The 23,874-nt window shown below is 43.6% G+C and carries 27 protein-coding genes; 14 read left to right on the forward strand and 13 right to left on the reverse strand.

The genetic code is table 11. The features are described from left to right. Nucleotides 1-1,631: 1,631 nt before the first annotated feature. The 9 genes from MKP07_RS21460 to MKP07_RS21500 all read right to left on the reverse strand — a co-directional run bounded on the left by MKP07_RS21460 (nucleotide 1,632) and on the right by MKP07_RS21500 (nucleotide 7,253). Nucleotides 1,632-1,889, reverse strand: a complete 258-nt coding sequence (locus tag MKP07_RS21460; protein ID WP_317236068.1) for an arsenate reductase/protein-tyrosine-phosphatase family protein — start codon at nucleotides 1,887-1,889, stop codon at nucleotides 1,632-1,634. 15 nt (nucleotides 1,890-1,904) lie between these two features. Further along, nucleotides 1,905-2,636: a hypothetical protein gene (locus MKP07_RS21465; RefSeq protein ID WP_240849007.1), complete on the reverse strand. Its 732-nt coding sequence runs from the start codon at nucleotides 2,634-2,636 to the stop codon at nucleotides 1,905-1,907. A 63-nt stretch (nucleotides 2,637-2,699) separates the two neighbouring features. Continuing rightward, on the reverse strand, nucleotides 2,700-3,263 hold the full coding sequence (locus MKP07_RS21470; RefSeq protein WP_240849008.1) for a DUF4097 family beta strand repeat-containing protein: 564 nt from the start codon (nucleotides 3,261-3,263) through the stop codon (nucleotides 2,700-2,702). A 261-nt stretch (nucleotides 3,264-3,524) separates the two neighbouring features. Continuing rightward, complete coding sequence (locus MKP07_RS21475; protein ID WP_240849009.1) at nucleotides 3,525-4,286, reverse strand: hypothetical protein; 762 nt, start codon at nucleotides 4,284-4,286, stop codon at nucleotides 3,525-3,527. Nucleotides 4,287-4,355: 69 nt separating this feature from the next. Next, the gene (locus MKP07_RS21480) at nucleotides 4,356-4,526 is read right to left on the reverse strand and encodes an RNA polymerase sigma factor (protein WP_317236069.1); all 171 of its coding nucleotides are present in this window, start codon (nucleotides 4,524-4,526) and stop codon (nucleotides 4,356-4,358) included. After that, nucleotides 4,490-4,903: an RNA polymerase sigma factor gene (locus MKP07_RS21485; RefSeq protein ID WP_240849011.1), complete on the reverse strand. Its 414-nt coding sequence runs from the start codon at nucleotides 4,901-4,903 to the stop codon at nucleotides 4,490-4,492. Before MKP07_RS21485 ends, MKP07_RS21480 begins: the two co-directional genes overlap by 37 nt. Before the next feature lie 143 nt (nucleotides 4,904-5,046). Next, a complete protein-coding gene (locus MKP07_RS21490; protein ID WP_240849012.1) occupies nucleotides 5,047-5,388 on the reverse strand; it encodes a hypothetical protein in 342 nt (113 codons plus the stop codon). 216 nt (nucleotides 5,389-5,604) lie between these two features. Then, entirely contained in the window at nucleotides 5,605-6,306 is a 702-nt protein-coding gene (locus MKP07_RS21495) for a helix-turn-helix domain-containing protein (protein WP_240849013.1), read from the reverse strand. Between the two features lie 140 nt (nucleotides 6,307-6,446). Next, on the reverse strand, nucleotides 6,447-7,253 hold the full coding sequence (locus MKP07_RS21500; RefSeq protein ID WP_240849014.1) for a tetratricopeptide repeat protein: 807 nt from the start codon (nucleotides 7,251-7,253) through the stop codon (nucleotides 6,447-6,449). Between the two features lie 747 nt (nucleotides 7,254-8,000). On the opposite strand from MKP07_RS21500, the gene MKP07_RS21505 reads away from it, so the two are divergent. The 11 genes from MKP07_RS21505 (at nucleotide 8,001) to lipA (ending at nucleotide 17,446) form a co-directional block, all read left to right on the forward strand. Then, nucleotides 8,001-10,388, forward strand: coding sequence for a hypothetical protein (locus tag MKP07_RS21505; protein WP_240849015.1), 2,388 nt, complete (start codon nucleotides 8,001-8,003; stop codon nucleotides 10,386-10,388). Between the two features lie 325 nt (nucleotides 10,389-10,713). After that, the gene (locus tag MKP07_RS21510; RefSeq protein WP_240849016.1) at nucleotides 10,714-10,917 is read left to right on the forward strand and encodes a hypothetical protein; all 204 of its coding nucleotides are present in this window, start codon (nucleotides 10,714-10,716) and stop codon (nucleotides 10,915-10,917) included. Between the two features lie 667 nt (nucleotides 10,918-11,584). Beyond that, on the forward strand, nucleotides 11,585-12,253 hold the full coding sequence (locus MKP07_RS21515) for a MarR family winged helix-turn-helix transcriptional regulator (RefSeq protein WP_240849017.1): 669 nt from the start codon (nucleotides 11,585-11,587) through the stop codon (nucleotides 12,251-12,253). Between the two features lie 134 nt (nucleotides 12,254-12,387). Further along, nucleotides 12,388-13,179, forward strand: a complete 792-nt coding sequence (locus MKP07_RS21520; protein WP_240849018.1) for a phytoene desaturase family protein — start codon at nucleotides 12,388-12,390, stop codon at nucleotides 13,177-13,179. Then, entirely contained in the window at nucleotides 13,146-13,526 is a 381-nt protein-coding gene (locus MKP07_RS21525) for a phytoene desaturase family protein (RefSeq protein WP_240849019.1), read from the forward strand. Before MKP07_RS21520 ends, MKP07_RS21525 begins: the two co-directional genes overlap by 34 nt. A 208-nt stretch (nucleotides 13,527-13,734) precedes the next feature. After that, nucleotides 13,735-14,460 carry a phytoene/squalene synthase family protein gene (locus MKP07_RS21530; protein WP_240849020.1) on the forward strand — a complete coding sequence of 242 codons (726 nt, stop codon included), beginning with the start codon at nucleotides 13,735-13,737 and terminating at the stop codon, nucleotides 14,458-14,460. Between the two features lie 143 nt (nucleotides 14,461-14,603). After that, nucleotides 14,604-15,062, forward strand: a complete 459-nt coding sequence (locus MKP07_RS21535; RefSeq protein WP_240849021.1) for an SRPBCC family protein — start codon at nucleotides 14,604-14,606, stop codon at nucleotides 15,060-15,062. 4 nt (nucleotides 15,063-15,066) lie between these two features. Then, nucleotides 15,067-15,522, forward strand: coding sequence for a sterol desaturase family protein (locus tag MKP07_RS21540; protein WP_240849022.1), 456 nt, complete (start codon nucleotides 15,067-15,069; stop codon nucleotides 15,520-15,522). Further along, on the forward strand, nucleotides 15,519-15,854 hold the full coding sequence (locus MKP07_RS42825) for a lycopene cyclase domain-containing protein (protein WP_394803592.1): 336 nt from the start codon (nucleotides 15,519-15,521) through the stop codon (nucleotides 15,852-15,854). The genes MKP07_RS21540 and MKP07_RS42825 overlap by 4 nt, the downstream gene beginning before the upstream one ends. After that, the gene (locus tag MKP07_RS21545) at nucleotides 15,755-16,228 is read left to right on the forward strand and encodes a lycopene cyclase domain-containing protein (protein ID WP_240849023.1); all 474 of its coding nucleotides are present in this window, start codon (nucleotides 15,755-15,757) and stop codon (nucleotides 16,226-16,228) included. Before MKP07_RS42825 ends, MKP07_RS21545 begins: the two co-directional genes overlap by 100 nt. A 303-nt stretch (nucleotides 16,229-16,531) precedes the next feature. Continuing rightward, the gene (gene lipA, locus MKP07_RS21550; protein ID WP_240849024.1) at nucleotides 16,532-17,446 is read left to right on the forward strand and encodes a lipoyl synthase; all 915 of its coding nucleotides are present in this window, start codon (nucleotides 16,532-16,534) and stop codon (nucleotides 17,444-17,446) included. Between the two features lie 130 nt (nucleotides 17,447-17,576). Here lipA and MKP07_RS21555 read toward each other — a convergent pair whose 3' ends face one another. The 4 genes from MKP07_RS21555 to MKP07_RS21570 form a co-directional block, all read right to left on the reverse strand. After that, nucleotides 17,577-18,071: a VOC family protein gene (locus MKP07_RS21555; RefSeq protein WP_240849025.1), complete on the reverse strand. Its 495-nt coding sequence runs from the start codon at nucleotides 18,069-18,071 to the stop codon at nucleotides 17,577-17,579. A gap of 217 nt (nucleotides 18,072-18,288) precedes the next feature. After that, on the reverse strand, nucleotides 18,289-18,468 hold the full coding sequence (locus MKP07_RS21560; RefSeq protein ID WP_240849026.1) for a hypothetical protein: 180 nt from the start codon (nucleotides 18,466-18,468) through the stop codon (nucleotides 18,289-18,291). Continuing rightward, nucleotides 18,465-19,256, reverse strand: a complete 792-nt coding sequence (locus tag MKP07_RS21565) for an ROK family protein (RefSeq protein ID WP_240849027.1) — start codon at nucleotides 19,254-19,256, stop codon at nucleotides 18,465-18,467. Before MKP07_RS21565 ends, MKP07_RS21560 begins: the two co-directional genes overlap by 4 nt. Before the next feature lie 77 nt (nucleotides 19,257-19,333). After that, nucleotides 19,334-20,776, reverse strand: coding sequence for an MFS transporter (locus MKP07_RS21570; RefSeq protein ID WP_240849028.1), 1,443 nt, complete (start codon nucleotides 20,774-20,776; stop codon nucleotides 19,334-19,336). Nucleotides 20,777-20,930: 154 nt separating this feature from the next. Here MKP07_RS21570 and MKP07_RS21575 point away from each other — a divergent pair, with 154 nt between their 5' ends. Genes MKP07_RS21575 through MKP07_RS21585 form a run of 3 tightly spaced genes read left to right on the forward strand, consistent with a single transcriptional unit; the run spans nucleotide 20,931 to nucleotide 23,691 of the window. Then, entirely contained in the window at nucleotides 20,931-22,352 is a 1,422-nt protein-coding gene (locus MKP07_RS21575) for a glycogen synthase (protein ID WP_240849029.1), read from the forward strand. A 59-nt stretch (nucleotides 22,353-22,411) separates the two neighbouring features. Then, the gene (locus MKP07_RS21580; protein WP_240849030.1) at nucleotides 22,412-23,227 is read left to right on the forward strand and encodes a sugar phosphate nucleotidyltransferase; all 816 of its coding nucleotides are present in this window, start codon (nucleotides 22,412-22,414) and stop codon (nucleotides 23,225-23,227) included. Then, nucleotides 23,224-23,691, forward strand: a complete 468-nt coding sequence (locus MKP07_RS21585) for a glucose-1-phosphate adenylyltransferase (protein WP_240849031.1) — start codon at nucleotides 23,224-23,226, stop codon at nucleotides 23,689-23,691. Before MKP07_RS21580 ends, MKP07_RS21585 begins: the two co-directional genes overlap by 4 nt. Nucleotides 23,692-23,874: the final 183 nt, after the last annotated feature.

Genomic DNA, 23,874 nt, shown 5'->3' on the forward strand with positions numbered 1-23,874 from the left:
ATGGAAAGCGACAAGTTGTTAAGGTGCTGGTTTATCAAATGCTTTAAATAATATGCGGCCCTTTTAATGGCATTTGCTGAACCAATTGCAACGCAGCCACTTTTCACCGTGTTTTAAGTAGCCTGGCCCTTCAGGCGCTATGGTTTTTCTACCGGCAACATGCCGGCATCAGGCTGAAAGCCTTATATACGTATATGCTTGAGGTAGCGCCTCATGCAAATAGGTTTGCAATTAGTTGCGCCCTGAAAGGGTAGCATTAATGATCGGAACAAATTATGGGAGGATCTGTTGGATGTATATATATCAGCCATACAAGCTCTTTTAATTAATTGAAACACATCGTTGGCGAGGCTTAAGCCTTATATACGTACATGCTTGAGGTAGCGCCTCATGCAAATAGGTTTGCAATTAGTTGCGCCCTGAAAGAGTAGCATTAATGATCGGAACAAATTATGGGAGGATCTGTTGAATGTACCTATATCAGCCATACAAGCTCTTTTATCTAATCGGAACACATCGCTGGTAAGGCTGAAAGCCTTTTATTATGTCTGTGCGTGAGGCAACGCCTCACGCTGTTAGTTTGTAATTAGTTACGCCCTGAAAGGGCCCTGAAAGGGCAGCATCCATAATATCGGATCCCCGTATTGCGGGAGCTCCTTATTAAAAACCAAGTCGGTAGGAGCATCTCTGAAGTCGCGGATAACTGCTTTTTCCATCGTACAACTTAGAATGCTGGCGTCATAAATAAAAAGGGGTATTGAGCGCACTATCTTCCACTCAGGGCCAGATGCCTGTTATATAATTTTAGCAACCAGCAGAATTGCCCGGTTTTTTTCATTCATTTAAACAGAATCAGCTTACAGGTTATTCTTTAGAGTATATGGGTAACCAACAATAAGCTAACCGTAGCTTCCGATTGCCCATGTAATTAACCGGACGTGCTTACTTTTCACAGTGTCTGTCGTGGTATTAGAATAGTATTAGAAAATTAAGAAGGTTTTAATGGGGTAGCCGGCGAGTGCACTGTTTTTTGTATATTAGCAGCCATTATCAGTTGGTCACTACGTAATATTACGTTTTGGTGACCTCTTTGAGAATAAACCCTGGTTATTTTGCCATTCAGTAACATAGGGTAGAAAGGTGATGGAAAGATGAAGTCGCCTCAGCAATCTAAATCAAAACACATAAAGATATTAAAGAGCGTGTTAGTAGGGCTAATACGAAAACCCCAGCTATAAAGCTGGGGAGGGCTTATACCTCCTGTTTCTACAGGGGGTCTTTTTTGAAAGATAGTAAAGTTTGAACAAAGTAGAGCATAAATCGTTCATTTTTAATTAAATGTAATTTTTTGTTTGCGTTTAAGCAGGGCAGCCCTGAACAATATGCTAAATTATTTTCAACCGAATGGAATACTTGGGCCTAATACTACTGGCATTTTAGGTAGATGAAAATGGATAGGTTTGCTTGCAAGCTACAGCCAGGTAAAAGGAACCCTTGTAACCACTCTTGCTGAACTGGTTGTAGCGCTAAGCCGAACATGGAATCAGCTATTAAAAGGATGTTTGGATCGACAGCTTTTAAATGTCGCATCTTCAGCAGGGTCAAAAATGTGGTGTCTCGAATCTTCAGTGTTACAGGTATTGATCTGCGAATTCCCTGCAATAGTTCTTAATCAGATCACGGGTATAACGGAATCGTTCATCTATTTCCGCCGGTGTTCCTGTAGCTTTGGCAGGGTCGGGGAAGTTGTAATGAAATTGCTGTGCTTTGCCTGGAAGCACGGTACAACGTTCTTTAGCGTGATCGCATACGGTGATGACGAAATCGAATTCGATACTGCTATGTTCATTAATGTTGTTGGATGCATGATCCGAAATATCAGCATGGATGTTGGCCGATCCCCATCATTTACTATTACGCAAATAAATATTGCCGAATTTTGAGCTTAGTTCGTAAGCCGGACCTTTACCAGGAAGCGCAGTAAGCGATGTGTAAAATGTTTTATCTTCTTTTTCAGTAGGCTTCAGATCAAAATCGGAATAGATCTTACCGTAGTGATTGGTAAGCTTGATTTTCCCGACCTCGGTTTCTTTCAGACGCGCATCTATCTTTCCATACTCTGTTTGAACTGTTAGCGGTCCCTGGTAGCTTTGCACTTCTACTAAACCAAATTTAGATTGAATCGTGATATAATCTTTTTCAGGTAACATTATTTCGATCTGAACATCCACATTATTTGTGCTGCTATAGGCTGCTATTTTTTCGCCCTTATGAGCGGCTCTGTAGCTTTCAAAATCTGCTTTCGTTTCAAATTGTTTTTTAACGCCATCCACCTCTACAAAATATTGCGGGTCTATATTTTTTAGGTCAACAGAATCGGAAATAATTAGCTTGCCGCCATTTATTTCGTCCTGCAAGGCAAAACGATCGTTTTGTTTGTTGTTATTGATATTTACCGTGGCTTTTACATAGATCTCGTCCTTGTTCCAGCTACTTACCTTTACTTTCGGATAGCTAAATTGTAGTAGTACCGGCTGGTCCTTCGATGCTTTATACCTTTTTTCAATAATAGTTTGTGCCAGTAAAAACTGTAAGCTACCTGTAAGTAACAGGCACAGCAATGCCCTTTTCATCATAGTATGAATTTTTTAGTAAGCAGTAAATAGAATTAGAAATACGTAAGGTAGAGGAACCGGCGTTTAAAGTTTACGCAGGTATATCTTTCCATAGCTTGTTTTTAAGATCAGGTCGATGCCACCACCATTCAGCCTGCCTTTGATTTCCGAAGACCGGCCGTGTTCGGTTAAGCCTGAAAGATCGGTACCGTCGCTGGTTTTATCTTTCAGCGGCTCTTTCTGTATATCCAGGCCTTCGGCAGCATAAATACCACCATTCCTCGCTGAGAAATTAACATTAGCTTTTAGGTTCTGCGGTATGCTTACATCTACAAATTTATTAACCGCAACCAGCGATATCGGGCCTTTTATTGTATTGGTAAATGTGGCGATCAGCTCTCCATAAATGGTTTTAGCATTTACCGGGCCTACTATATTATTTAAGTTAATAGCATTGTACATGGTACTTACTTCCACCGCCCCTTTAAAATCTTTGATATCTACCGACCAGCCTGCATTCATAATGCTGGTTGTGGTTACCTTTATAGCCATTGTGTTGGGTACTTTAATGACAATCGGTTCTTTTTCTCTTTTACCTACATCCTCTATGTCTACTGCTGTGCCATTTTCGCGAACACTTAAATTCAACCCGGTATTATCTGTTAAACCAGAGCCATTAACCAGCCTGAGTCCTGCAGCCCTTTCGTCTTTGTCCTCATTTTTTAATGGGGGTGCAGAAAAGAGAATTTCACTGCCATCATAGCCTTCGATTTTTACACCGGCCGTGTTAATATTAAGGGTGCCTGTTTTTTTAGATAACTTAAATTGACGATCCTGCGCGCCGCCATAGAAACGAGTACTACCGACAGTATAATGGTTGCTATTATTTTTTTCATTGTATCTTTTGTTTTAAAAATTAGTATTAGATCTCAGCAGCACTGCATAAGCCTCATTACGCACTGCATCAATAGTTAACGGGTTTTGGGTAATATCCAGCAATTGTTGCTCTACTTTTATTGCCTGAGCTGGTGATAAGGATGCAAGTAATTCTATTTGTACCAAGGGATCATCTTGTTTTTCAACAGACTGTAGAATAAGGTTGGTAGCTTTATCTCTCTTTTTCAGTACCTCCAGGGCCGCCAGGCGTACGTTGCTGTTTTCATCATGGTTCATAGTAGAGTAAAGTGTTTTCAGATCATTATCGGATAGTGTAGTGGTCTTATCCGAAGCCAACACTGCTGCCAGTCGCACCGATGAGCTTTCGTTTTGTAAACCTGCACGCCAGTTATCTGTTACAGGAGCCAATTTCGTTGTTACAGTAGCGGTGGCGGACTGAGCCTGCTTCGATTCTGTTATCCTGATCACCTGTGGCGCTTTAACTATTTGCTTGGGTTCTGTTTGCGCAATCGTTCCGTGTACAGGCGATAAACCGCCCGCTGGATTTTCCTTATTGTTAAGCGGAGCAGGTGCCACCATTTGCGTATCCGTTTTATTTGCAATTGTTTGCTTCGGGCCTGGAACTTGTTGCAACAAAACCGAAATGCCCGTGATCACCGCAATTACTGCGGCAGCCGCCCACCAATAGCGAAACTTCACCAATTTTGCCGGCTTTGGCTCAGCAGCGGCTGGTTGAATGCCTAGCCTGGCCTGTAATTGACCCAGTATATCCACATCGGGCAACTGATCGTCAAAATCGTCCCGGTTTTCGTCAACAAATTTTTTAAAATATCTTCCTTCATATTATACGGTCTCTTTTTGTAACAGCGTCAATATTTTCTTTTTGGCCCGGTGGTATTGGGTACGCACGGTGGCGTGTGAAATGCCCAGCAGTTCAGCGATCTCCTGTTGGGGGATTCCTTCCATTACATAAAGGTTTACGATAGTTCTGAACCCCTCGGGCAGCGCTTCAATGGCTTTTTTACACCTTCCACTTTCATTTCAAAAAGATCTTCGTCTTCAGCTTCATCCTCCACTATATTATCGCGACTATCCTCAAAAACCAGTACGTGTTTACGGGCACGCAAAAAGCTGATGGCTTTGTTGGCTGCCACACGTCTTGAAAAATGGGCGAAATGCTGAATGTCCCTGCCTTTCATAATCTCCTGGTACAGGGCAATAAAAGCTTCCTGCAGCAGGTCCTGCGCTTGGGCAAAATCAGTAATCAAACGCAGGATAGTATTGAAAACAGCCTTATTATAACGCCTATAGAGTTCGGTGAAGCCCTCGGCATGGCCCTGCCGGCACAGTTTCATCAGTTCCTGATCCTCTAATTGTGTTGATCTTTGCAATGCGTGTTTCTTATTTCCTGTTTGGTATAATTACTATATTTTTCCCATTCCTGGTATTAAGGCGCAAGGTGCTATAAAATGTTGCATGGATCACAAAAATATTTTTTTGATTATTCTGCGACGGGAACCGGTGTAGTGCCCATCTATGAAGCATATAACAAATCAATGCTCGGCGGATGATGATTGTTCCTGTCTTCGTTGTGCCGGATAGAATCTCCGGAGAGGTTGTCTGCCTGGATGAGATCGTCAGACCAGCATGAATCTTTACTCAAATTGGGATACCCGTTTTTAATGGATGATCTATGCTGCCCTTTCCGGGCGCATGTCTTTGCCGTTAATCCGGCGGCATAGCCACCGGTTGATATCATAGAGCTTTCAGCCTTTAAGGGGTAGTTATCTAATGTGCAAGCCTGAAGGGTTATATATAACCCGGCCCAGCAGGCCAGGGCAAGACGGGAATAGGGCACAACCTGATAGGGTAGCATATAGATTGTTGTTATATCCAGCGACGATGCATAAGGTTGATTTAATGTAAGGGGGAAGTTGCCTAATGTGCAAGCCTAAAAGGGTTGTATATATAGCCGGCCCGACGGGCCCAGGTAGGATATAGGTACGACCGCGCCCTGAAAGGGCAGCATACACTAGATGAGTGGCTGGCTCGAACCATCGTTTGTGCGATCGCTTATCAGCAATACCGACACTCAGTTTCCGGGCTCATTTTGCAGATGTTGTATAAATACCGAAGGCGACAAGCCTGTAACGCCCTTAAATATGGTGGTGAATTTGCCATGGGAGGAAAAACCCGCTTTTTCCGCGAGTACACTAATTTTATAAGTTCGCCATTGCGGTTGTTCCGTTAACTGATTAATGATATAATCTACCCTGAGCCGGTTGATATAGCTGTTAAAGTCCTGTTCTTTATAAGTTTTAATAATATACGATAGGTATTTGATATTGGTGTTAAACTGTGCAGCCAGCTGCGACAGCGTGATGGTGCCTGAGGTAAACTGCTGCTGTTGTTCAAAATCTTTCAGGCTATGCAACAGCCTTTGCAGGGTTTCCTCACCTGGAATAGAGCTAATATCACGTTTCTTCGGCCCCTGGGCTTCGTCCGGCTGTTCATCTATCTGCTCAATATCGGCTGGGATCACTTCTGGAATGTTATCATTTTTCGTGGCGGTATCTGGCAATACTGGTTCGGGTAGGAAAGCCTGCTGCTGCGGCGCCGGGTACTTTTTCTCTTCGAAATAAGCCATAAAAAGCCGCTGCTGCTGTTTTTGTTTGCGCCGGTAAACATAAAAATAGCCGCTGCCAAAAAGCAGGGCCAGACCGCCAGCTGCCAGCGGAATATTTTTGGCATTACTGTCTTGTTGTGCCTGTTGCGTTGTTTTTTCCAGCTCCACAAAGCTGCTGTCCAGGAAACTGTTATTGCGCTGGGTAATCTGTTCCCGTATCGAATCCTGTTTCTGGCGGGCTTCTTCAAACCGGGCCAGGTCTTTTACTTTTAAAAAATAGCTTTGGGTGGTTTTTAATATTTCATTCTTCAGTTGCAGGTATTGTGACTTCGCCGCCAGGGCATGGGCGCTATCCAGGTATTTTTTGCATCCGGTAGCTTGCCCTGGTGAATGTATACCGCGCTAATGCCGTTATAGGCCAGTCCGTGTATATGATTATCAGGCATATCTTTTAGCAGCGCCAGGCTTTTTGCGTAATGCTGCAGGGCTTTGTCTGGTTGATTCAGCTTAAAATAATTCAACCCGAGCAGCTGCTCATTTTCGGCGGTGAAGAATTTTTTGTTTTGGGTGATCTGGTCAAAATGCTGCTGGGAGCTTCGGATATGGTTAATAGCCGCTTCGTAACGATTAACCGACATAGCAGCATAAGCCAGCTCCTGGTTTACCAGTCCGGCTGCACTATGGGCGGCGCCCGGCTGCTGTATCTGCGGGATCAGCGCTAGTGCTCGTTCGCAAAAAGCCTTTGATTTTTTATACAATCGCAGGGTGCGGTATTGGGTAGCCAGGAAACCGCAGATCCGTACCTGCCAGTCTACATGATCGGTGGGGATGATGATATCAAATGCCTGTTCTGCCGTTTGTGTAGCTTTTTCCAGCTGTTGCTGCTGCTGGTATAAGGTTGCACTTAACATCAGGCTGCGGGTTTTAAATAAGGGGGTGGTAGACACGCCATACAGGGAGTCGGCAATGAAATGGGCACTGTCTATACTCGAAGGCGCTACTTCCAGGAAAGCCCGCTGGTAGATCTTATTGAAGGCATCGGCGTCCTGTGCCATTGCTTGTGTACCCCAAAAACAGTTCAACAAAAGCGCCAGCAGGCAGGATATATATTTCATTTTTTTAAAAGATGCGGCTGCAGCGCAGCCTATAGAAGGTGGTTGAGGAAGTAAAAATAGTCATTTGTACATTAAATGGAACCTGCTGATTTTGAGCGGTTTCAACTTGTCTTGCCGATTTCCGGAATATGGTAAGCTGGCTGTTCATATATATATGTTATCCAGTTGTTTAAATATTTTTTATTGTTGATCTATGAGGGTGTACACGCCACTTTTTGTGCATACTGTCAAAGGCCTTTTTCTGCATAATAGCAAGATAAACAGTTGTCTGTAATCAATACAGCAGCTATATTAGCGCCAGGTATTAAGGATCGGGAAATGCTTTCAGGCAACCCATTATAAACCCTGCGGTTTCTGCCAGGCGCATAGAGCTACCGGAGCGGGTAACTGCGGGGTTTGCTTTTTCGGTAACAACTGATAGATACTGGATGACAGATGCGGAGCCATCCAGGATCGGATGTCGATCAGGTAATCAGCAAACACAGGTTGAAGTTTTTGTTCCCTATCTTTTGGTTTTGTAACAGATGGCTTCTATCTTGCGCCTCTGCAAACAAACAACCCTCAATAACTGGTGTAGTACCAAAACTGCCCAAAGTAACTCTAAACTATTAAACCTCTTAAATAAGTAATACAAACTAAACACTTAAAACAACCCTTACATGTTTAAAAAACCTTCTAAGCTGCCGGCGGCGCTGTCGCTGGCAATGGCTCTCTGTTATGGGGTGGCACCCAATCGGCACAGGCACAATGCGGCTTTTTAGCGGCGACGGCTGCCCCGGCACCAACTACAGTAATTATGGCGTAGCATCAAGTGGTGCCGCTACACTGGAGTACGACAACCAGGTATCTACCTTTCACGCTACGGTAACCAGGGAATATACTGGCGTGTTCAAAATTTGGGGTGAGGGCGCAGCGGCAGATGGTGTTGCCAATCTGCTTTCACCCACCGAAATTAACGCCATGAATTTTCCGGGGCTCACTGGTCGGGTATTAAAGGCAGCTGTTGGTGGAAACACTACTCCCGGGCAAACTGTTGTGTTAACAACCGATGGACTTTTTATATGGGGTAATGTAGGTTCAGTGGTAAATGCTGCTATTGCACCTGGTACCGCTGTACAAGATATTACCGTTGACGGCAACAGCACGGGCCTGCCTGCCGGTGTTGCACCTACCCAGGTGAAAATGATGTATGTAGGGCCGCAAATGATAGCCATTACTACTTGTGACGGCAATGCTTACGTATTAAACAATAATGCTAGCCCTAATCTTCGTGGCGATGGAGGTACTGGCAATACTACCTGGGCCCATGTGCAGGAGTCAACTGCCGGAAACCCATTTTTAACCGGTGTGGTAGCTGTGAGGGGATCGCTAGGCCGTTTGATGGCCCTGAAAAGTGATAATACTGTATGGACCTGGGGCACTTCCGTTTACCCGGGAGGGGGCGGAGCTGCTGCTCAGGCAACCAGGGCTGTGCAAATGGTTTTGCCGGCCGGCGAAGCAGGTAACCCCATAAAAATGATAGGGGCTAATGTAGCCTCTCATTATGTATTGTATGAAAACGGGCATTTATATACGTTAGGATTTAATAATTTAAGGCAGTTAGGCGACTGGGGTAACACTACTACGGCCCGTCTTAACTGGGTGCAACCCCGCTATACCTCGGCTGCAGGCCCGGTTATGAACGATATATTATGGATATCGCCTAACGAACACATTGGAAACAACGCGGCTATTAATGTTATTAACGGCGCCTACCAGGTGTATAGCTGGGGTAGTAATAGTGGTTTGATGATTGGCCGACCAGTAGATGGCACCAGTTATGACCCCGGTATCCCTGCAGGTATTAGCCCTACCGTGTTTTCAGTAGAAACAGGGGGGCATACCAGTATGCTTACGAAAGCCTGTAGCCAAAATTTTGGTTATGTAGGGCATAGAACTTTTGGTAGTATGGGTAATGGTGAAGAGAGTGACGTAAATGAATCTTCTTATACATTTGCTACAGCCGATGTACAGATATGTGGTGCAACTACTGTACCTCAAATATTTACCGGCGGCAGTGGTACTACCGGTGCTTTAGGTCAGTATTGCAATGGAAGTTCGTTAACGCTATCTGGCCTGCCCACCGGCGGCACCTGGGCGGTGGTATCTGGTGCGGCAACTATCACCGGCAACCGTCTTACTTTTACGGGTGCAGGAGCCGGAGCGGTTACCATTTCTTATACAGCCACCACAACTGAGTGTGGATCGTCTGTAGCTACCGAAACCTTCCAGGTAGGCGATTGCAAAATGAATTCCGTATCCGGAACTATTTGGAACGATGCAAACGGCAATGCCAACCTTGATGGCGCAGAAGCAGGTATCGACAATGGGCTTTGGGTAAACCTGGTAGCGCCCGATGGTACGGTAGCCGGTTCGGCTAAAATAGCTAACGATGGTACTTATACTATTGCCATTTTGCAGGAAAATACCGTTGCGGGTAACTACTCCATTATTATTACCAATGGCCAAAAGCCGTTGGGAACAACTTTGGCTAGTGCCGATGCACCTAATGCTGATTATGGCTATACCGGAACCAGCGTAGGCGGTGTACCTAATGCCGGCAACCGTACCGGTATTATATCTATTGGTGCCATGTCTGGTGCCATTACTGCAGTAGACTTTGGTATCAGCAACGACCCCGCTGTATTGCCGGTGAAATTTGGCTTTGTAGCCGCTGAGATCTTAAACAACCAGTTACTGGTAAAATGGAATACAACCAGCGAAACCAATAACCGTTATTTCGAAATTGAAGCATCGGTTGATGGTACTAATTTTATCAGCATTGGCAAAGTAGATAGTAAAGCAACCAACGGTATTTCTGCCGATGCACTGGAATATGAGTTTACTAAAGACGCCAGTGCAGGTGTGGTAGCAGCAGGTATTGCTTTATTAGCTGTAGGCGCTGGTTTATTTAAAACCCGTCGCACACGTTATGCAATGGCAGCTGTTGCTTTGGGCATTATCGTTTTTGCAGCAGGCTGTAATAAAAACAGGCGCGATGTATTGCCGGAAGGTAAAGTATATGTACGCGTGGCGCAGGTGGACAAAGATGGCACCAAGAGCTACTCGAAAGCAGTGGCGGTGGTGAAGCGATAAGGATAGTGAATAGTGAATAGTGAATGATGAACGTACATCAAACATCATACACAGTAGAACGTACATCTTACACAATAAAAATCCCTGTGGTTATTCTTCTTAAGAGGAAGGTAGCCGCAGGGCTTTTTTATACTGTACCTTCAAGGCCCATATGTTTATAACCCGGTACAGCCGCGGCATTGCCCCTGCCTGGCACATGAAAGGCCTTCCACCTTTGAACGGTTATTGCAGGAGTAAGAGCCGGCACGAAAGGCTTGTAGATCCATAACCTGGCATATGCGCCGGGTTTGTTGCGTAATCAGAAGTAAGAATAAATGCCAGCGTATTGGCTGCCTGGATATCAGCTATGGTAGCGAAACCTGCTGCCTTCGTGGGAGCAAAAACGGCGAGCGGACCTGTACCTGATAATGCGGCAGCAACATACGTAGAGCTGATACTGGCTCTTACTACTGCAGCCATCAGTAATGAAAAATTAGAATGGATTGAGCAAATTGCACAACGTTGGCCAACGGCGTCAATACTTTATTAATTGCATGAACTACGCCATTTTTTGCATTAACATCGGCTGGCCTGCTTTAGCGCCGCTCACAAAAAAAGCCTGAACCGTTCTTAGTTACATCGGTTTTAATATTGGCTGCGGCATTTAACTCCGTGATGCCTGAGGGAATGCTTCCCGATGTATATTTTAACCCAATACGTGCTAGAGTAATATTTTTAAGGTCATCTACCCGTATCGCATTAACGGCAGCATCTGTGCTCAGCCCGGCTACCTGGAAAGCGCTGTATCCGGCGTAATACTGTGATGATACTATTGGACGATAAAGTTTCAGTAAGGCCGGCTCTTATTACAGCCGTTTTTAAAGAGATAAACTGGAGTTTTCACTTGCCGGTATAGTATGACTTTAGAATTGTCCGAGGGCTTGTCTTCATCTTGCGATAAGCACGGGTGTGAGTAACTAAATCATGTTGTTTGTTTTTTAATTATTGTCTTATTTAGTTTTATAAAATACCTTTTTTGTGTATTTATATACCACGGTAGCGATGAAATATAAATGCTTATTTCAGGTAAGGTATATATTTGTACTTTTTATTTAATTTTGATACTCTTTTACGCAAACGGTAAGATTTATTTGGTTTATTTATACACTATTTTTAATTTGCTTTGAAATAAGTTGTTTAATAAAAAAGTAAGAGCTATGAATTATAGTTTGATTACAGATGTGATCCGTCTTACTGAGTCGTTTGAGTTGGCCAGCCAGTCAGGGTCGTATACTGCCGATATCAATGGTTTCAGGCAGTGGATAATGGATACACAGGCCGGAGTACAGGAAAATGCCGAGCCCTACTGGGAAGGTAAGGAGAAGGGACGTAGCCCGGAAAGTGCTATCAGCACGTTGTTGGTGCACATGAACCGTTATGCAAAATCTTATTCCAGGTCGGCCATTTACGGTTCGGAATTTTCTACACAGGAGGAGTTTTTTTATCTGATCAACCTGAAGGCCTACGGGGCTATGAGTAAAATGAAGCTGATCAGGAAAAACATACAGGACAAGCCAACCGGTATGCAGATCATTAACCGCCTTTTGAATAATGGGTGGATAGCGCAGCAGCCTTCGTCTGAAGACAGGCGAAGTAAAGTTGTTGACATTACCCCAAAAGGAGAGCAGGTGCTGCAACAGCAGATGGGCCAGATCAGGCAGGCTACCCAAGTGGTTAGCGGGGATCTTTCGCGGCAGGAAAAAATGGAATTGATCAGGCTGCTTAACCGGCTCGACCATTTTCATAAGCCCATATTCGAAGCCGGCATTGAGAGTGCCGCACTGCTGGAGCGCGTAACCCACGACTTTATGCCAACCCGTAATTAATATTGGTATGCCCAAAAAAATTGCAATCATAGGATCTGGATTTTCCGGAATTTCAGCGGCAGCCTATGCGGCGAAGGAGGAAATGAAGTGCATGTTTTTGAAAAAACGATGCAATTGGCGGTCGCGCCAGGCAGATGATTACTTCTAATGGCTATGTGTTTGATATGGGCCCCAGCTGGTACTGGATGCCGGATATTATTGAGCAGTTCTTTAAAGATTTTGGCCACCAGACCACGGATTTCTTTGAGCTTGTGCCACTGGATCCGCAATTTGAGATGGTTTTTTCGGATGAGACGATTGCTGTTCCAAGGTCTTATGACAAGTTGAAAGAACTGTTTGAAACCCTTGAAAAGGGGGCGGGTGCCCGGCTTGATACTTTTATGCAATCGGCCCGCCATAAGTATGATGTAGGAATGCGTGAATTAGTGACCAGGCCTTGTTATAGCTGGCTGGAGTTTGCTACGCCTGCCGTAATCAGGAGTGTGTTTAAATTGAACCTGCTATCTCCATTCAGGCGGTATGTGGCCCGTTATTTTACCAATCATAAATTAAAAGCGCTGATGGAGTTTCCGGTAATCTTCCTCGGAGCTTCTCCCAAAAATATACCTGCTCTGTATAGTTTAATGAACTATGGAGGATATGTACTGGGAACCTGGTATCCTAAAGGAGGTTTTCATGAACTGGTGAGAGCAATGAAAACCGTAGCCGAATCGAAGGGTGCGCAATTCAACACCGGTTGTAATGTAGAGCAGATCATCACAAAAAACAACAAAGTGACAGGTATTGTAGTAAATGGCGAACAACTGGAATTTGACTTTGTTATAGGCTCGTCTGATTATCAACACACCGAATCCCTGCTGGATGCGTCTTTGAGAAATTATGGAGAACATTTTTGGGAGAAAAAACTTTTGCGCCCTCTTGCCTGATCTATTACCTGGGATTTAAAGAGCGGATACCTAACCTGGGGCATCATACGCTTTTTTTTGAAAACGATCTGGACGATCATATCGATGCTATTTACAAGGACAAGAAGTGGCCGGAGCATCCGCTGTTCTATACATGTTGTCCTTCTAAGACAGATGCCGGAGTCGCACCCAAAGGTCATGAGAATGTTTTTTTGCTGATGCCGCTGGCTACGGGTATTAACGACGATGAGCCGACAAGAGAGCGCTACCTGCAATTGATGATAAAAAGACTCGAACGATTTACGGGTACCACCGGTTTGACAGAGAAGCTGGACTATAAAAAAGTTACTGTGTCAGCAACTTTATAGCTGATTACAATGCCTACAAAGGAAATGCTTATGGTTTGGCCAACACACTTCCTCAAACTGCTGTATGGAAGCCCTCTATAAAAAATAGACATCTTGATAATTTGTTTTATACAGGGCAATTAACCGTGCCCGGACCGGGTGTGCCGCCTTCTATTATATCCGGTAAGATTGTAGCAACAGAAGTTAATAATATCAAAATGCCCTCGTTATGAAAAAGATATTTGATGACCTGTCTTACCAGGTAAGTAAGCAAACCACTCATCGGTACAGTACCAGTTTTTCAATGGGCATTTTTGCGCTTCAACCTTCCATCAGGCCTGCTATTTATGCCATTTATGGTTTTGTAAGGCTGGCTGATGAAATTGTAGACAGCTTTCATGGTTATAACAAGTCTTTATTACTTACCCGCTTTAAAGAACAGGCCATAGAAGCTATTAACGAGGGTATTTCGCTTAACCCTATTATTAATGCCTTTCAGCAAACTGTAAGGCGCTATAATATTGATACTTCATTGATCGGCCAGTTTCTGCATAGCATGGAAATGGACCTGGAGCAAGTATTGTACAATTCGGAGTTGTACAAACAGTATATCCTGGGATCGGCAGAAGTGGTAGGACTGATGTGCCTGCAGGTTTTTGTAAATGGCGACGCCCGCCAATACGAACGGTTAAAGCCGCAGGCCATGAAATTGGGTTCGGTCTTTCAGAAAGTTAATTTTTTAAGAGATCTGAAAGATGACTACCATACTCTTGGAAGAACCTATTTTCCCAACGTGGATATGCAGGTATTTAATAATACCATCAAGAAACAGATCGAAGAAGATATTACAACAGAATTTGACGAAGCGCTTGCTGGTATTAGGCAATTACCCCGTTCGTCCAGGTTTGGCGTGTACCTGGCGTACAAATACTATTGGTCTCTTTTTAAAAAATAAAAAGAATGCCGGCCGAACGTATTTTAAAAGAAAGAATACGTATTCCCAATGGCAGGAAGTTGTCTTTGGCCATGAGTAGTTACTTCCAGTATAAAATTGCATGGTTCTAAATTAGCTCAACAGCAGCATAATAATAATGAATCATGTATAGTCTGGAAAGAACGCAGCAATTGAATTGTACATTACCTGAAGCATGGCGATTTTTTTCGTCGCCGCATAATTTATCAGGCATCACACCGCCGGATATGAATTTTGTGGTATTGTCCGAATTGAACGACGGTGAGTTTTATGAGGGTATGATTATTGACTATAAAGTATCGCCCCTGTTGAACTGGCCTTTACAATGGAGAACGGTGATCACACAGGTACAGGAACTAAAAAGCTTCATCGATTTTCAGCAGAAGGGACCCTATCAATATTGGGAACATTTTCATGAGTTCACTCCCAACGAAAACGGAGTGCTTATGAAAGACTTAGTGAAATATGAACTACCCTTCGGCTTTTTGGGGAGTTGGATGCATCGCCTGGTAGTTCGTAAAAAATTACATGATATTTTCGATTATCGTTACAGAGTATTGGAGAAGTTGTTTAATAAAAAATAATGCTGTGAATTTTTTGATTGTACTGATTACGTTTGTGTTGATGGAAGGGGCTACCTGGCTCATTCATAAGTACATCATGCATGGGTTTTTATGGGCCCTGCATCGCGATCACCACGATCATAGCAATGAAGGAGATCTGGAAAGGAACGATTGGTTTTTCGTGATTTTTGCTATACCTACAATTATTTTATTGTATTGGGGTGTAAGAAATGATTTTAGTGCAGTGTTTTATATGGGGGTGGGCATTTTTTTATATGGCATGTCTTACTTTTTTGTTCACGACATTTTTATACACCAGCGTATTAAAATATTCAGGCATACCCAAAATCCTTATTTCCTGGCTATTCGCAGAGCCCACAAGCAACACCATAAGCATATTGATAAGCATGAGGGAGAATGCTTTGGCTTTTTGTGGGTGCCGGTAAAATATTTTAAAATGTATTTTAAGAAAAGCCAGTGATACAGTCTTATACCTATTTGTTGATCAATTTTTTTACGGTAATTATCTGTTTTGTTTTTTCGTTTGATAAGCGTATTCGCTTTGACGTGTATTTTAGGGCTTTTTCTATAGCTGCATTGCTCACAGCTATTCCTTTTATAGCCTGGGATGTATGGTTTACAGCTCACGGTGTTTGGTGGTTCAATAAAGATTATACAATAGGTGTGATGTTGGCTGGCTTACCCGTTGAAGAATGGCTTTTTTTATTTGTATTCCTTTTTCCTGCACATTTACCTATTTCTGTCTGCGTAAATTTTTCGACATCAGCTGGGCTAACGGATTTAATAATATGATCGCGTTCACTACCTGTATTGGCTGTGTATTGATCGCCCTGCTATACCATGACCAGCTGTATACATTTGTAACCGTTGTGGCTGCAACATTGACCATGATCTTTCTTCACTTTATTTCCAGGGCTGCGTGGATTGGAGAAGCTTCTCTAATCTACTTTTGTCTGATGCCTGGCTTTTTTATGGTGAATGGTATTTTGACAGGCACGGGCCTGGAAGCGCCCATTGTGAACTATAATCCGGACGAAATTTTGAATATAAGAATGCTGACCATCCCGGCAGAAGATGCGGTGTATGGATACACACAGTTTCTGCTGGTGATTTATTTTTTCAAGCGGTTTTCTCCGATGCTGACCCCGCAGAAGACAAATAATTAAACACTGTTCGTCTGCATGGTCCTTCTGCTATTTGTTTAACTATATCAGAACCATTTACAGCAGGTGGCAATTCAGTAGTTCATTCTCAACCTTCCTTAATACCTCGTATTGATTTACAGCGTTTATAATGCGAACAACTGTTGTTATTTATTGTTAGTAGAAGGGCTGCCGTGCCTGGAAGGTTTAGCCCCAAAGGGGCCGAAGCCTGGAAGGGACGGAACAGGGCCTGGATATATTCGCAGTTGACAGCCCACAACTATACCATAGAACGGCTTTCAGCTTAAAAAACATTATTTTCGCAGCATGACGGAATTACCTGTTACAACAAAGATTAAAAAACCAGATTGGCTACGCGTAAAACTACCGATAGGTGAGGAGTACAAGCATGTACGCGGGCTGGTGGATACGCATAAATTACATACGATTTGTGAAAGCGGCAACTGTCCCAATATGGGCGAATGCTGGGGCGCCGGTACGGCAACTTTTATGATATTGGGCAATGTGTGTACCCGCAGCTGTGGCTTTTGTGCCGTGGCTACCGGCCGCCCTTTAGCAGTGGATTATGATGAGCCTCAACGCGTAGCGGAAGCTATTTACCTGATGAAGGTGAAACATGCGGTAATTACCTCGGTAGACCGCGACGAACTTAAAGATGGTGGCGCTGAAATATGGCATAACACCATCAAGGCGGTAAAAACCCTGAATCCCGGCACTACGCTGGAAACCCTGATTCCTGATTTTAAGGGTAAAAAAGAAGATATTCAAACCGTAATGGCGGCAGCGCCGGAAGTGATCTCTCATAATATTGAAACGGTTGAACGCCTCACCCGCCAGGTACGCATACAGGCCAAATATTGGCGCAGTATGGAAGTGATCCGTACCCTGAAGGAAGGTGGTATTCGCACCAAAAGCGGTATTATGCTTGGACTGGGGGAAACCAAAGAAGAAGTAGTGCAAACTATGCAAGACTTAAAAGACAATGGTTGTGATGTAGTAACTATTGGACAATACCTGCAGCCTACCCAAAAACATTTACCGGTACAACGCTTTGTACATCCCGATGAATTTGCTTATTATAAGGATGCGGGTTATGAAATGGGCATTGATTATGTAGAAAGCGGCCCCTTGGTACGTTCATCCTACCATAGCGAAAGACATGTATTTCCAGGCCTTGGCCGCAAAGAGTGGGAGCAGAGCAAGAAGTTTTTGGTGGGATAGAGTAGTTCATGGTCGATAGTTGATCGTTCATGGCGCGTAATATATGAGATTTTACAGGATGTACCAGGTACTATAGTAGCGTTGGTTCGAGAAATATGATCCATGAACATTTTCCGCTGTCCACTATCAACTATTCTCTCTGTCCGCTTCTTTCAGTAGTCCGTCTATGTCCAATCTCTTTGTAAACATATCCAATGAGCCGTCGGGTTTCGTTGGCCATTCTTTTTGGCTTGTCCCAATAAAGTTCTACACCATTGCCATCCGGGTCATCCAGGTATAATGCTTCAGATACGCCGTGGTCGGCCGCACCACTGAGCGGGTAACCGGCATCGATCAGTCTTTGAAGGGCTACGGCCAGGTCTTTGCGGGTAGGGTATAATATGGCTGTATGGTACAGTCCGGGTGCGGTTTCTGGCGCAGACTTACCACCCAGGCTATGCCAGGTATTTAAACCAATATGATGGTGATAGCCCCCGGCAGAAATAAAAGCTGCCTGCGAACCATATAAGGTTGTTATTTCAAAGCCCAGTAGTTCAACATAAAAATCGAGAGACTTTTGCAGATCGGATACCTTTAAATGTACATGCCCGATACGGGTTTGTGCAGGAATTTTGTAAGAGGCCATGGTAATGAGTGATGAATGATGAATGGTGAGTAGTAGATAGTGAATGGTGAGTAGTGAATAGGATGTTTCTGCTTGTCGCGTTAAAAGTACCTGCTTGTCTGAACTGGCTACTGAATTTCTGGCAAAGTACGCAGAACAATGAAGACGCGTAGGTAAGAAACTTTGAACATGAAACCTTAAACCCTACTTGCCACTAGCCATTCCCCACTAGCTTCTCTCACTGTTCCCAAACCAGCGCACTCGCGCCCAAAATAGCTGCATCTGCTTCTTTCAGCTCGCTAAACACGAGCTTTACTTTATCCTGGAAAATAGGCAATAGGTTTTTCTCCATATGCTCTTTGGTAGGCTTCATAATATAGTCGCCGGCTTTGATCACGCCACCAAATAATACAATCACCTCAGGGAGGAAAACATAATAAAATTAGCCAGGGCCTCGCCGAGTATCTGGCCGGTATACCGGAATACTTCACGCGCTACCGCATCGCCTTTTTCAGCAGCATCAAATACCGATTTGGAATCGACCTGTTCTTCGGGTATATGGTTCAGGATGGAATCAGGATTTTCTGCTCTCAGTTTCTTCGCAGTTACTGTGATACCTGTTGCCGAGCAATAGGCTTCCAGTGAACCATGTGCGCCTGTACTGTAATGCTTACGTCCGCCGGGGCGCACAATTACATGTCCCAGTTCGCCGGCAAACCCGTCATGCCCATATACTACCTGCCCGTTACAAACAATACCGCTACCTACTCCGGTACCCAGGGTGATCATAATAAAATCTTTCTTACCGCGGGCAGCGCCATACATCATTTCGCCCATGGCTGCTGCGTTGGCATCGTTGGTGAGGGTGCAGGGTACGCCAAATCTTTTGCTGATCAGGTCGGCGATCTGGAGCGTTCCTTTCCATGGCAGGTTGGGCGCATATTCGATAGATCCGGTGTAATAATTACCATTGGGGGCACCAACGCCAATTCCTTTTAGCTGGTAGTCTTTTTCAAATTTTTGTATTAAAGGGTATATGGCCGAATGCAACGCATCTACATATTCTTCAATAGTAGCATAGCCATCGGTCTTGATGTCACCTTTATCAAATATCTGCCCCCGGTGGTTAACTAAACCATACTTGGTATTAGTACCACCTATATCAATGCCAATCACCATTTCATTTGATAAATCATATATGCCCATTAGTTTGAATTAAATTTTTGTTATTAATGAATCAGGCGTAAAAATACTTAGATGTGTTATAACTACACATTTTTTTCTTAGTGTCCGCCGCTCACCTGGCTATCATAACTAATTCCCTGTGATTTTAGAATGCGTTTCACTCTAATTGCGTAAAATGTTAAATAGGCGAAGCAAATAATGCCTACAATATAACTATAATGTATAGAAGTGGAATCTGCGATAATACCTTGCAGCCAGCTGACAATACCGCCGCCCATGATCATCATTACCAGGAAACTACTTCCCTGACTCGTGTTCTTGCCCAGTCCGGCCAATGCCAAAGTAAATATACAAGGCCATAAAGTGCTGCAGAAAAGGCCCACACTTGTGAATGCATAAACGCTAATCATTCCGGTCGTAGCCATTCCTATTGCCGTAGCAATGATTCCCAGTATAGAGAAAATAAGCAGCATTCTCACCGGACTGCCCTGGCTCATATAGTCGGCAGCAATCAAAACCAGAATGATCGCAGCATAAATGTAAAAAGCCCCCAATTCGTGTCCGGCGATAAAATTTACCAGTAAGAAAACGCTAAATGCAAGATAGGGAGCAAGTAATTTTACAAATTTTTCTGTCGATTTACTTAGATTAAAAGCTTCTACAGCGCCGGACCAGCGGCCGATCATCATGCTTGCCCAATAGAGTGAGATGTAGGGAGCTACGTCTTTAACAGAAAATCCAAGGTCTTTTTCCATATAAGCTGGCAAATTACTGGCTGTTGAAACCTCAACGCCTACGTACACGAAAATGGCTAACATTCCTAAAACCAATTGAGGATAATGAAGTGCAGACTTCCTGGAGATCACATTTTCGTAATTGGTCCCATCGGTCGCCGCTTCTTCAACCTCAGGTTTGTTAGGCACTTTTGAAAATTTCAAAAAGATTGCTACCAGCAAAAAGGCAACGCCCAGGCATAAATAAGGAATTTTAACACTCTCAATACTTGCCGTTGTATCAGAATTAGTTGCCGAGCCAAAAATGGCAAAGCTTACAATTAACGGGCCGATGGTTGTTCCAAAATTATTGATGCCGCCAGCCAGCGTTAGCCTTTGTGACCCCGTTTTCTCGGGGCCCAACGCAATAGCCAGAGGATTAGCAACTGTTTGCTGAAGTGAAAAGCCCAGGCCAACTATAAATAAGCCGGATAGCATTAACGTAAAAGATCCTGTATTAGCGGCAGGATAGAATAAAATAGTGCCCAGCGCAGAAACCACAAGCCCTAGTACCAGCGCGTTTTTATATCCTATTTTATTAACCAGGTCTTTTCCGATTGCCAGGGAGATAATCATGTAAATCACGGAGCCAACAGTGTATGCCACGTAAAATGCAACTGCTACTAACTGACTCTGCCCCTGGGTTAAGTCAAAGGCCTCTTTAAATACTGGAATTAGAATATCGTTACTGGCTGCAACAAACCCCCAAAAGAAAAAAACAGTAACAAGAGATATAAACTGACCCCATTGGGTAGAGCTTTTATTCATATAGCAAAATTGATTTTTCAGTTTTTATTTGATGGGTAAATATAAAATAAACCATTCACATTAGCGGTGATTTTTATCAGGTTAAATATGTTTGCATAAAATGATGTTTGTTCATATTTTCTTCCTACATTAGTTGCAACGTAAGATGTAATATATGGAAATTGTGCACGTATCGGCGGAGTGTTATCCTATGGCTAAAGCAGGTGGACTTGGTGACGTTGTTGGAGCGCTTCCCAAATATCAAAATGAGCTAGGCCATGTGGCGAAAGTGGTGATGCCGATGTATCGTACCAAATTTTTATTCGACAATGAATGGGAACTGGTACATGAGGGTGGACAGGTATTAGGTAACCATTGGTTTAAGTATAGTGTTATAAAAGAGAAGACCGGTAAGCTGGGCTTTGATTTGTACCTGGTGGATATTAATGGGGTACTAGACCGGGAAAAGATCTATGGCTATGACGATGATGCCGAAAGATTTATTTCTTTTCAGCTGGCAGTTTGCGATTGGCTGAGCCGTTGGCAGGACAAGCCGGATATTATTCATTGCCACGATCACCAGGCAGGTTTTATACCTTTCTTTTGTAAATATGTACATGCGTTCAGGCATCATTTATCAGATATACCTACCATTTTTACGATACATAACGGGCAATACCAGGGACAGTTTAGCTGGGACAAATATTATATGATCCCAGCGTACGATACGGTTAACTGGGGATATCTCGACTGGAACAACCTGATCAATCCTATGGCTTCAGCAGTAAAATGCGCCTGGAAGGTGACCACAGTTAGTCCGAATTACATGGAAGAGCTAAGGCAATCAGCTGCGGGGTTGGAAGCCTTGTTTGAATATGAGAGAGGAAAATGCAGTGGCATAATTAATGGTATTGATACCGAAGTGTGGGACCCTGCAACCGATCCCTTCCTGTTGAAAGGCTACGATGCCACTACGGTGACTGCAGGAAAGGCAAAACATAAGGCTGAACTGACCAAACAATTTGGATTAGACCCCAAAAAGCCTTTAATCAGTTTTATAGGAAGACTGGTGGATGAGAAAGCAGCGGATCTGTTGCCTGAAGGTATCAGTCAATCTATTTACCAGTACGGTGGTAAAGCGTCCTTCCTGGTATTGGGGTCGGGCAACCCTTATGTGGAAGCAGCGTTGGTAGATATGAATAAAACATTAAAGGGCTACGTGAATACTTATATTGGTTATAGCGAATCGTTGAGTCATTTAATTTACGCCGGCTCAGACTTTTTGCTGATGCCCAGCAGGGTGGAGCCTTGTGGGTTGAACCAGCTGTATGCATTGCGATATGGTACGGTGCCCATCGTACGTAATGTTGGGGGATTGAAGGATACAGTGACCGATTATGGCGCACCGGGTGGATTTGGTATAACGATGGAACAGTCAAGCGTGGGTGATATTGCATATGCGGTAGGACGAGCTATTGATCTTTACGACAATAAACCAGGCCAGTTTAAAGAGATCAGGGAGAAAATGATGGGTATTAACCATAGCTGGACAGAATCGGCACAAAAATACCTTGAATTGTACGAATCAGTATTATAAACAGATATAGATAGCAGTGTTGTACAACTTTAAAAGAACAAACTTTAAAAAATAAACTTATGAGTATCTCGCAGGAAGTTATCGCAATGATTTTAGGTGGGGGTGCCGGAAGCCGACTTGCTCCTTTAACGAGCAGCAGGTCGAAGCCTGCAGTGCCTATTGCTGGTAAATACAGATTGGTGGACATTCCTATCTCCAACTGTATCAACTCTGATATTAACCGGATGTTTGTATTAACGCAATACAATTCAGCTTCTTTAAACAGGCATATTAAAAATACCTACCGGTTTAGCGCCTTCAGCACCGCCTTTGTAGATATACTTGCTGCAGAACAGACGCCTGATAATCCGGCCTGGTACCAGGGAACCGCCGATGCGGTGAGACAATGTTTGCGACATCTGTCCGCTTTTCCGAGTGAGTATGTGCTCATTCTTTCTGGTGACCAGCTTTACCAGATGGATTTCAATAAAATGATCGAAAACCATAAAGCAACGGGTGCTGACATTTCAATTGCTACGATACCTGTGGGCGATCGCGAAGCCCCTGAGTTTGGTATTCTGAAATCGGATGAAGACAACATGATCAGTTCTTTTATTGAAAAACCTTCCAAAGATATCCTGGGTGATTGGGTAAGCGATACCGGTGCAGCTATGCAGGCAAAGGGTAGAAACTACCTGGCTTCTATGGGTATTTATGTTTTTAACAGGCAGTTACTTTTAGATTTATTGTTGAAAATTCACCCGGATACTACTGATTTTGGAAAGGATATCATTCCTTCTTCTATCGGTGAATATAAAGTAGCCAGCTACCAGTATGAAGGATATTGGACGGATATCGGAACCATCTATTCTTTTTCGAAGCCAACCTGGAGTTGACAGCCGATATTCCTGAGTTCAATCTCTTCGATAATACAAAATCTATTTATACCCGCCCGCGTATGTTGCCACCGGCTAAAATAAGCGGTACTACCCTTGAGAAAACGGTAATTGCTGATGGATGCATCATCAATGCTTCACGCATAGAACATAGTGTAATCGGTATCAGATCGCGCATTGGTTATGGCTCTACTGTGGTAAGCTGCTATATCATGGGTAGCGATTATTACGAAACGATTGATGATATCAATAACGATCAGAATAAAGGCTTACCACCAATCGGTATTGGTAAGCGTTGTTACCTGCGCAATTGCATCATCGACAAAAACTGCCGTATTGGTGATGATGTTCGTTTAAATGGCGGCCCGCATCTGGCCAACACCGAAACCGAATTATATACCGTAAAAGATGGAATAATTGTAACCAGGAAGGGAGCGGTATTCCCTAATGGTTATGTAGTATAGAATTGAAACCTTCCGCCAGGCGGAGGGTTTTTTTATTACCTTTTTTAATGTGTACTAAATACATAATGTATATATTTGCGCAATAAAACGATTGCAATGTCTTTAACACAAGATTTGACTCCTGCACAGAAGCCCCGCTTGTCCCTTGCCCGGATCATTAATATGAGCATGGGTTTTTAGGTA

The sequence above is a fragment of the Paraniabella hibiscisoli genome (genome assembly GCF_022512515.1).
Lineage (GTDB): Bacteria > Bacteroidota > Bacteroidia > Chitinophagales > Chitinophagaceae > Niabella > Niabella hibiscisoli.

Coding starts and splice junctions, on each gene's coding strand:
- MKP07_RS21580 (WP_240849030.1), top strand. CDS start 22,412: ATGAGTATCTCGCAGGAAGTTATCGCAATGATTTTAGGTGGGGGTGCC.
- MKP07_RS21565 (WP_240849027.1), bottom strand. CDS start 19,256: ATGGGCATATATGATTTATCAAATGAAATGGTGATTGGCATTGATATA.
- MKP07_RS21515 (WP_240849017.1), top strand. CDS start 11,585: ATGAATTATAGTTTGATTACAGATGTGATCCGTCTTACTGAGTCGTTT.
- MKP07_RS21535 (WP_240849021.1), top strand. CDS start 14,604: ATGTATAGTCTGGAAAGAACGCAGCAATTGAATTGTACATTACCTGAA.
- MKP07_RS21505 (WP_240849015.1), top strand. CDS start 8,001: ATGCGGCTTTTTAGCGGCGACGGCTGCCCCGGCACCAACTACAGTAAT.
- MKP07_RS21500 (WP_240849014.1), bottom strand. CDS start 7,253: ATGAAATATATATCCTGCCTGCTGGCGCTTTTGTTGAACTGTTTTTGG.
- lipA (WP_240849024.1), top strand. CDS start 16,532: ATGACGGAATTACCTGTTACAACAAAGATTAAAAAACCAGATTGGCTA.
- MKP07_RS21465 (WP_240849007.1), bottom strand. CDS start 2,636: ATGATGAAAAGGGCATTGCTGTGCCTGTTACTTACAGGTAGCTTACAG.
- MKP07_RS21530 (WP_240849020.1), top strand. CDS start 13,735: ATGAAAAAGATATTTGATGACCTGTCTTACCAGGTAAGTAAGCAAACC.
- MKP07_RS21570 (WP_240849028.1), bottom strand. CDS start 20,776: ATGAATAAAAGCTCTACCCAATGGGGTCAGTTTATATCTCTTGTTACT.
- MKP07_RS21545 (WP_240849023.1), top strand. CDS start 15,755: ATGGCTTTTTTTATTTGTATTCCTTTTTCCTGCACATTTACCTATTTC.
- MKP07_RS21555 (WP_240849025.1), bottom strand. CDS start 18,071: ATGGCCTCTTACAAAATTCCTGCACAAACCCGTATCGGGCATGTACAT.
- MKP07_RS21520 (WP_240849018.1), top strand. CDS start 12,388: ATGATTACTTCTAATGGCTATGTGTTTGATATGGGCCCCAGCTGGTAC.
- MKP07_RS21575 (WP_240849029.1), top strand. CDS start 20,931: ATGGAAATTGTGCACGTATCGGCGGAGTGTTATCCTATGGCTAAAGCA.
- MKP07_RS21490 (WP_240849012.1), bottom strand. CDS start 5,388: ATGCTACCCTATCAGGTTGTGCCCTATTCCCGTCTTGCCCTGGCCTGC.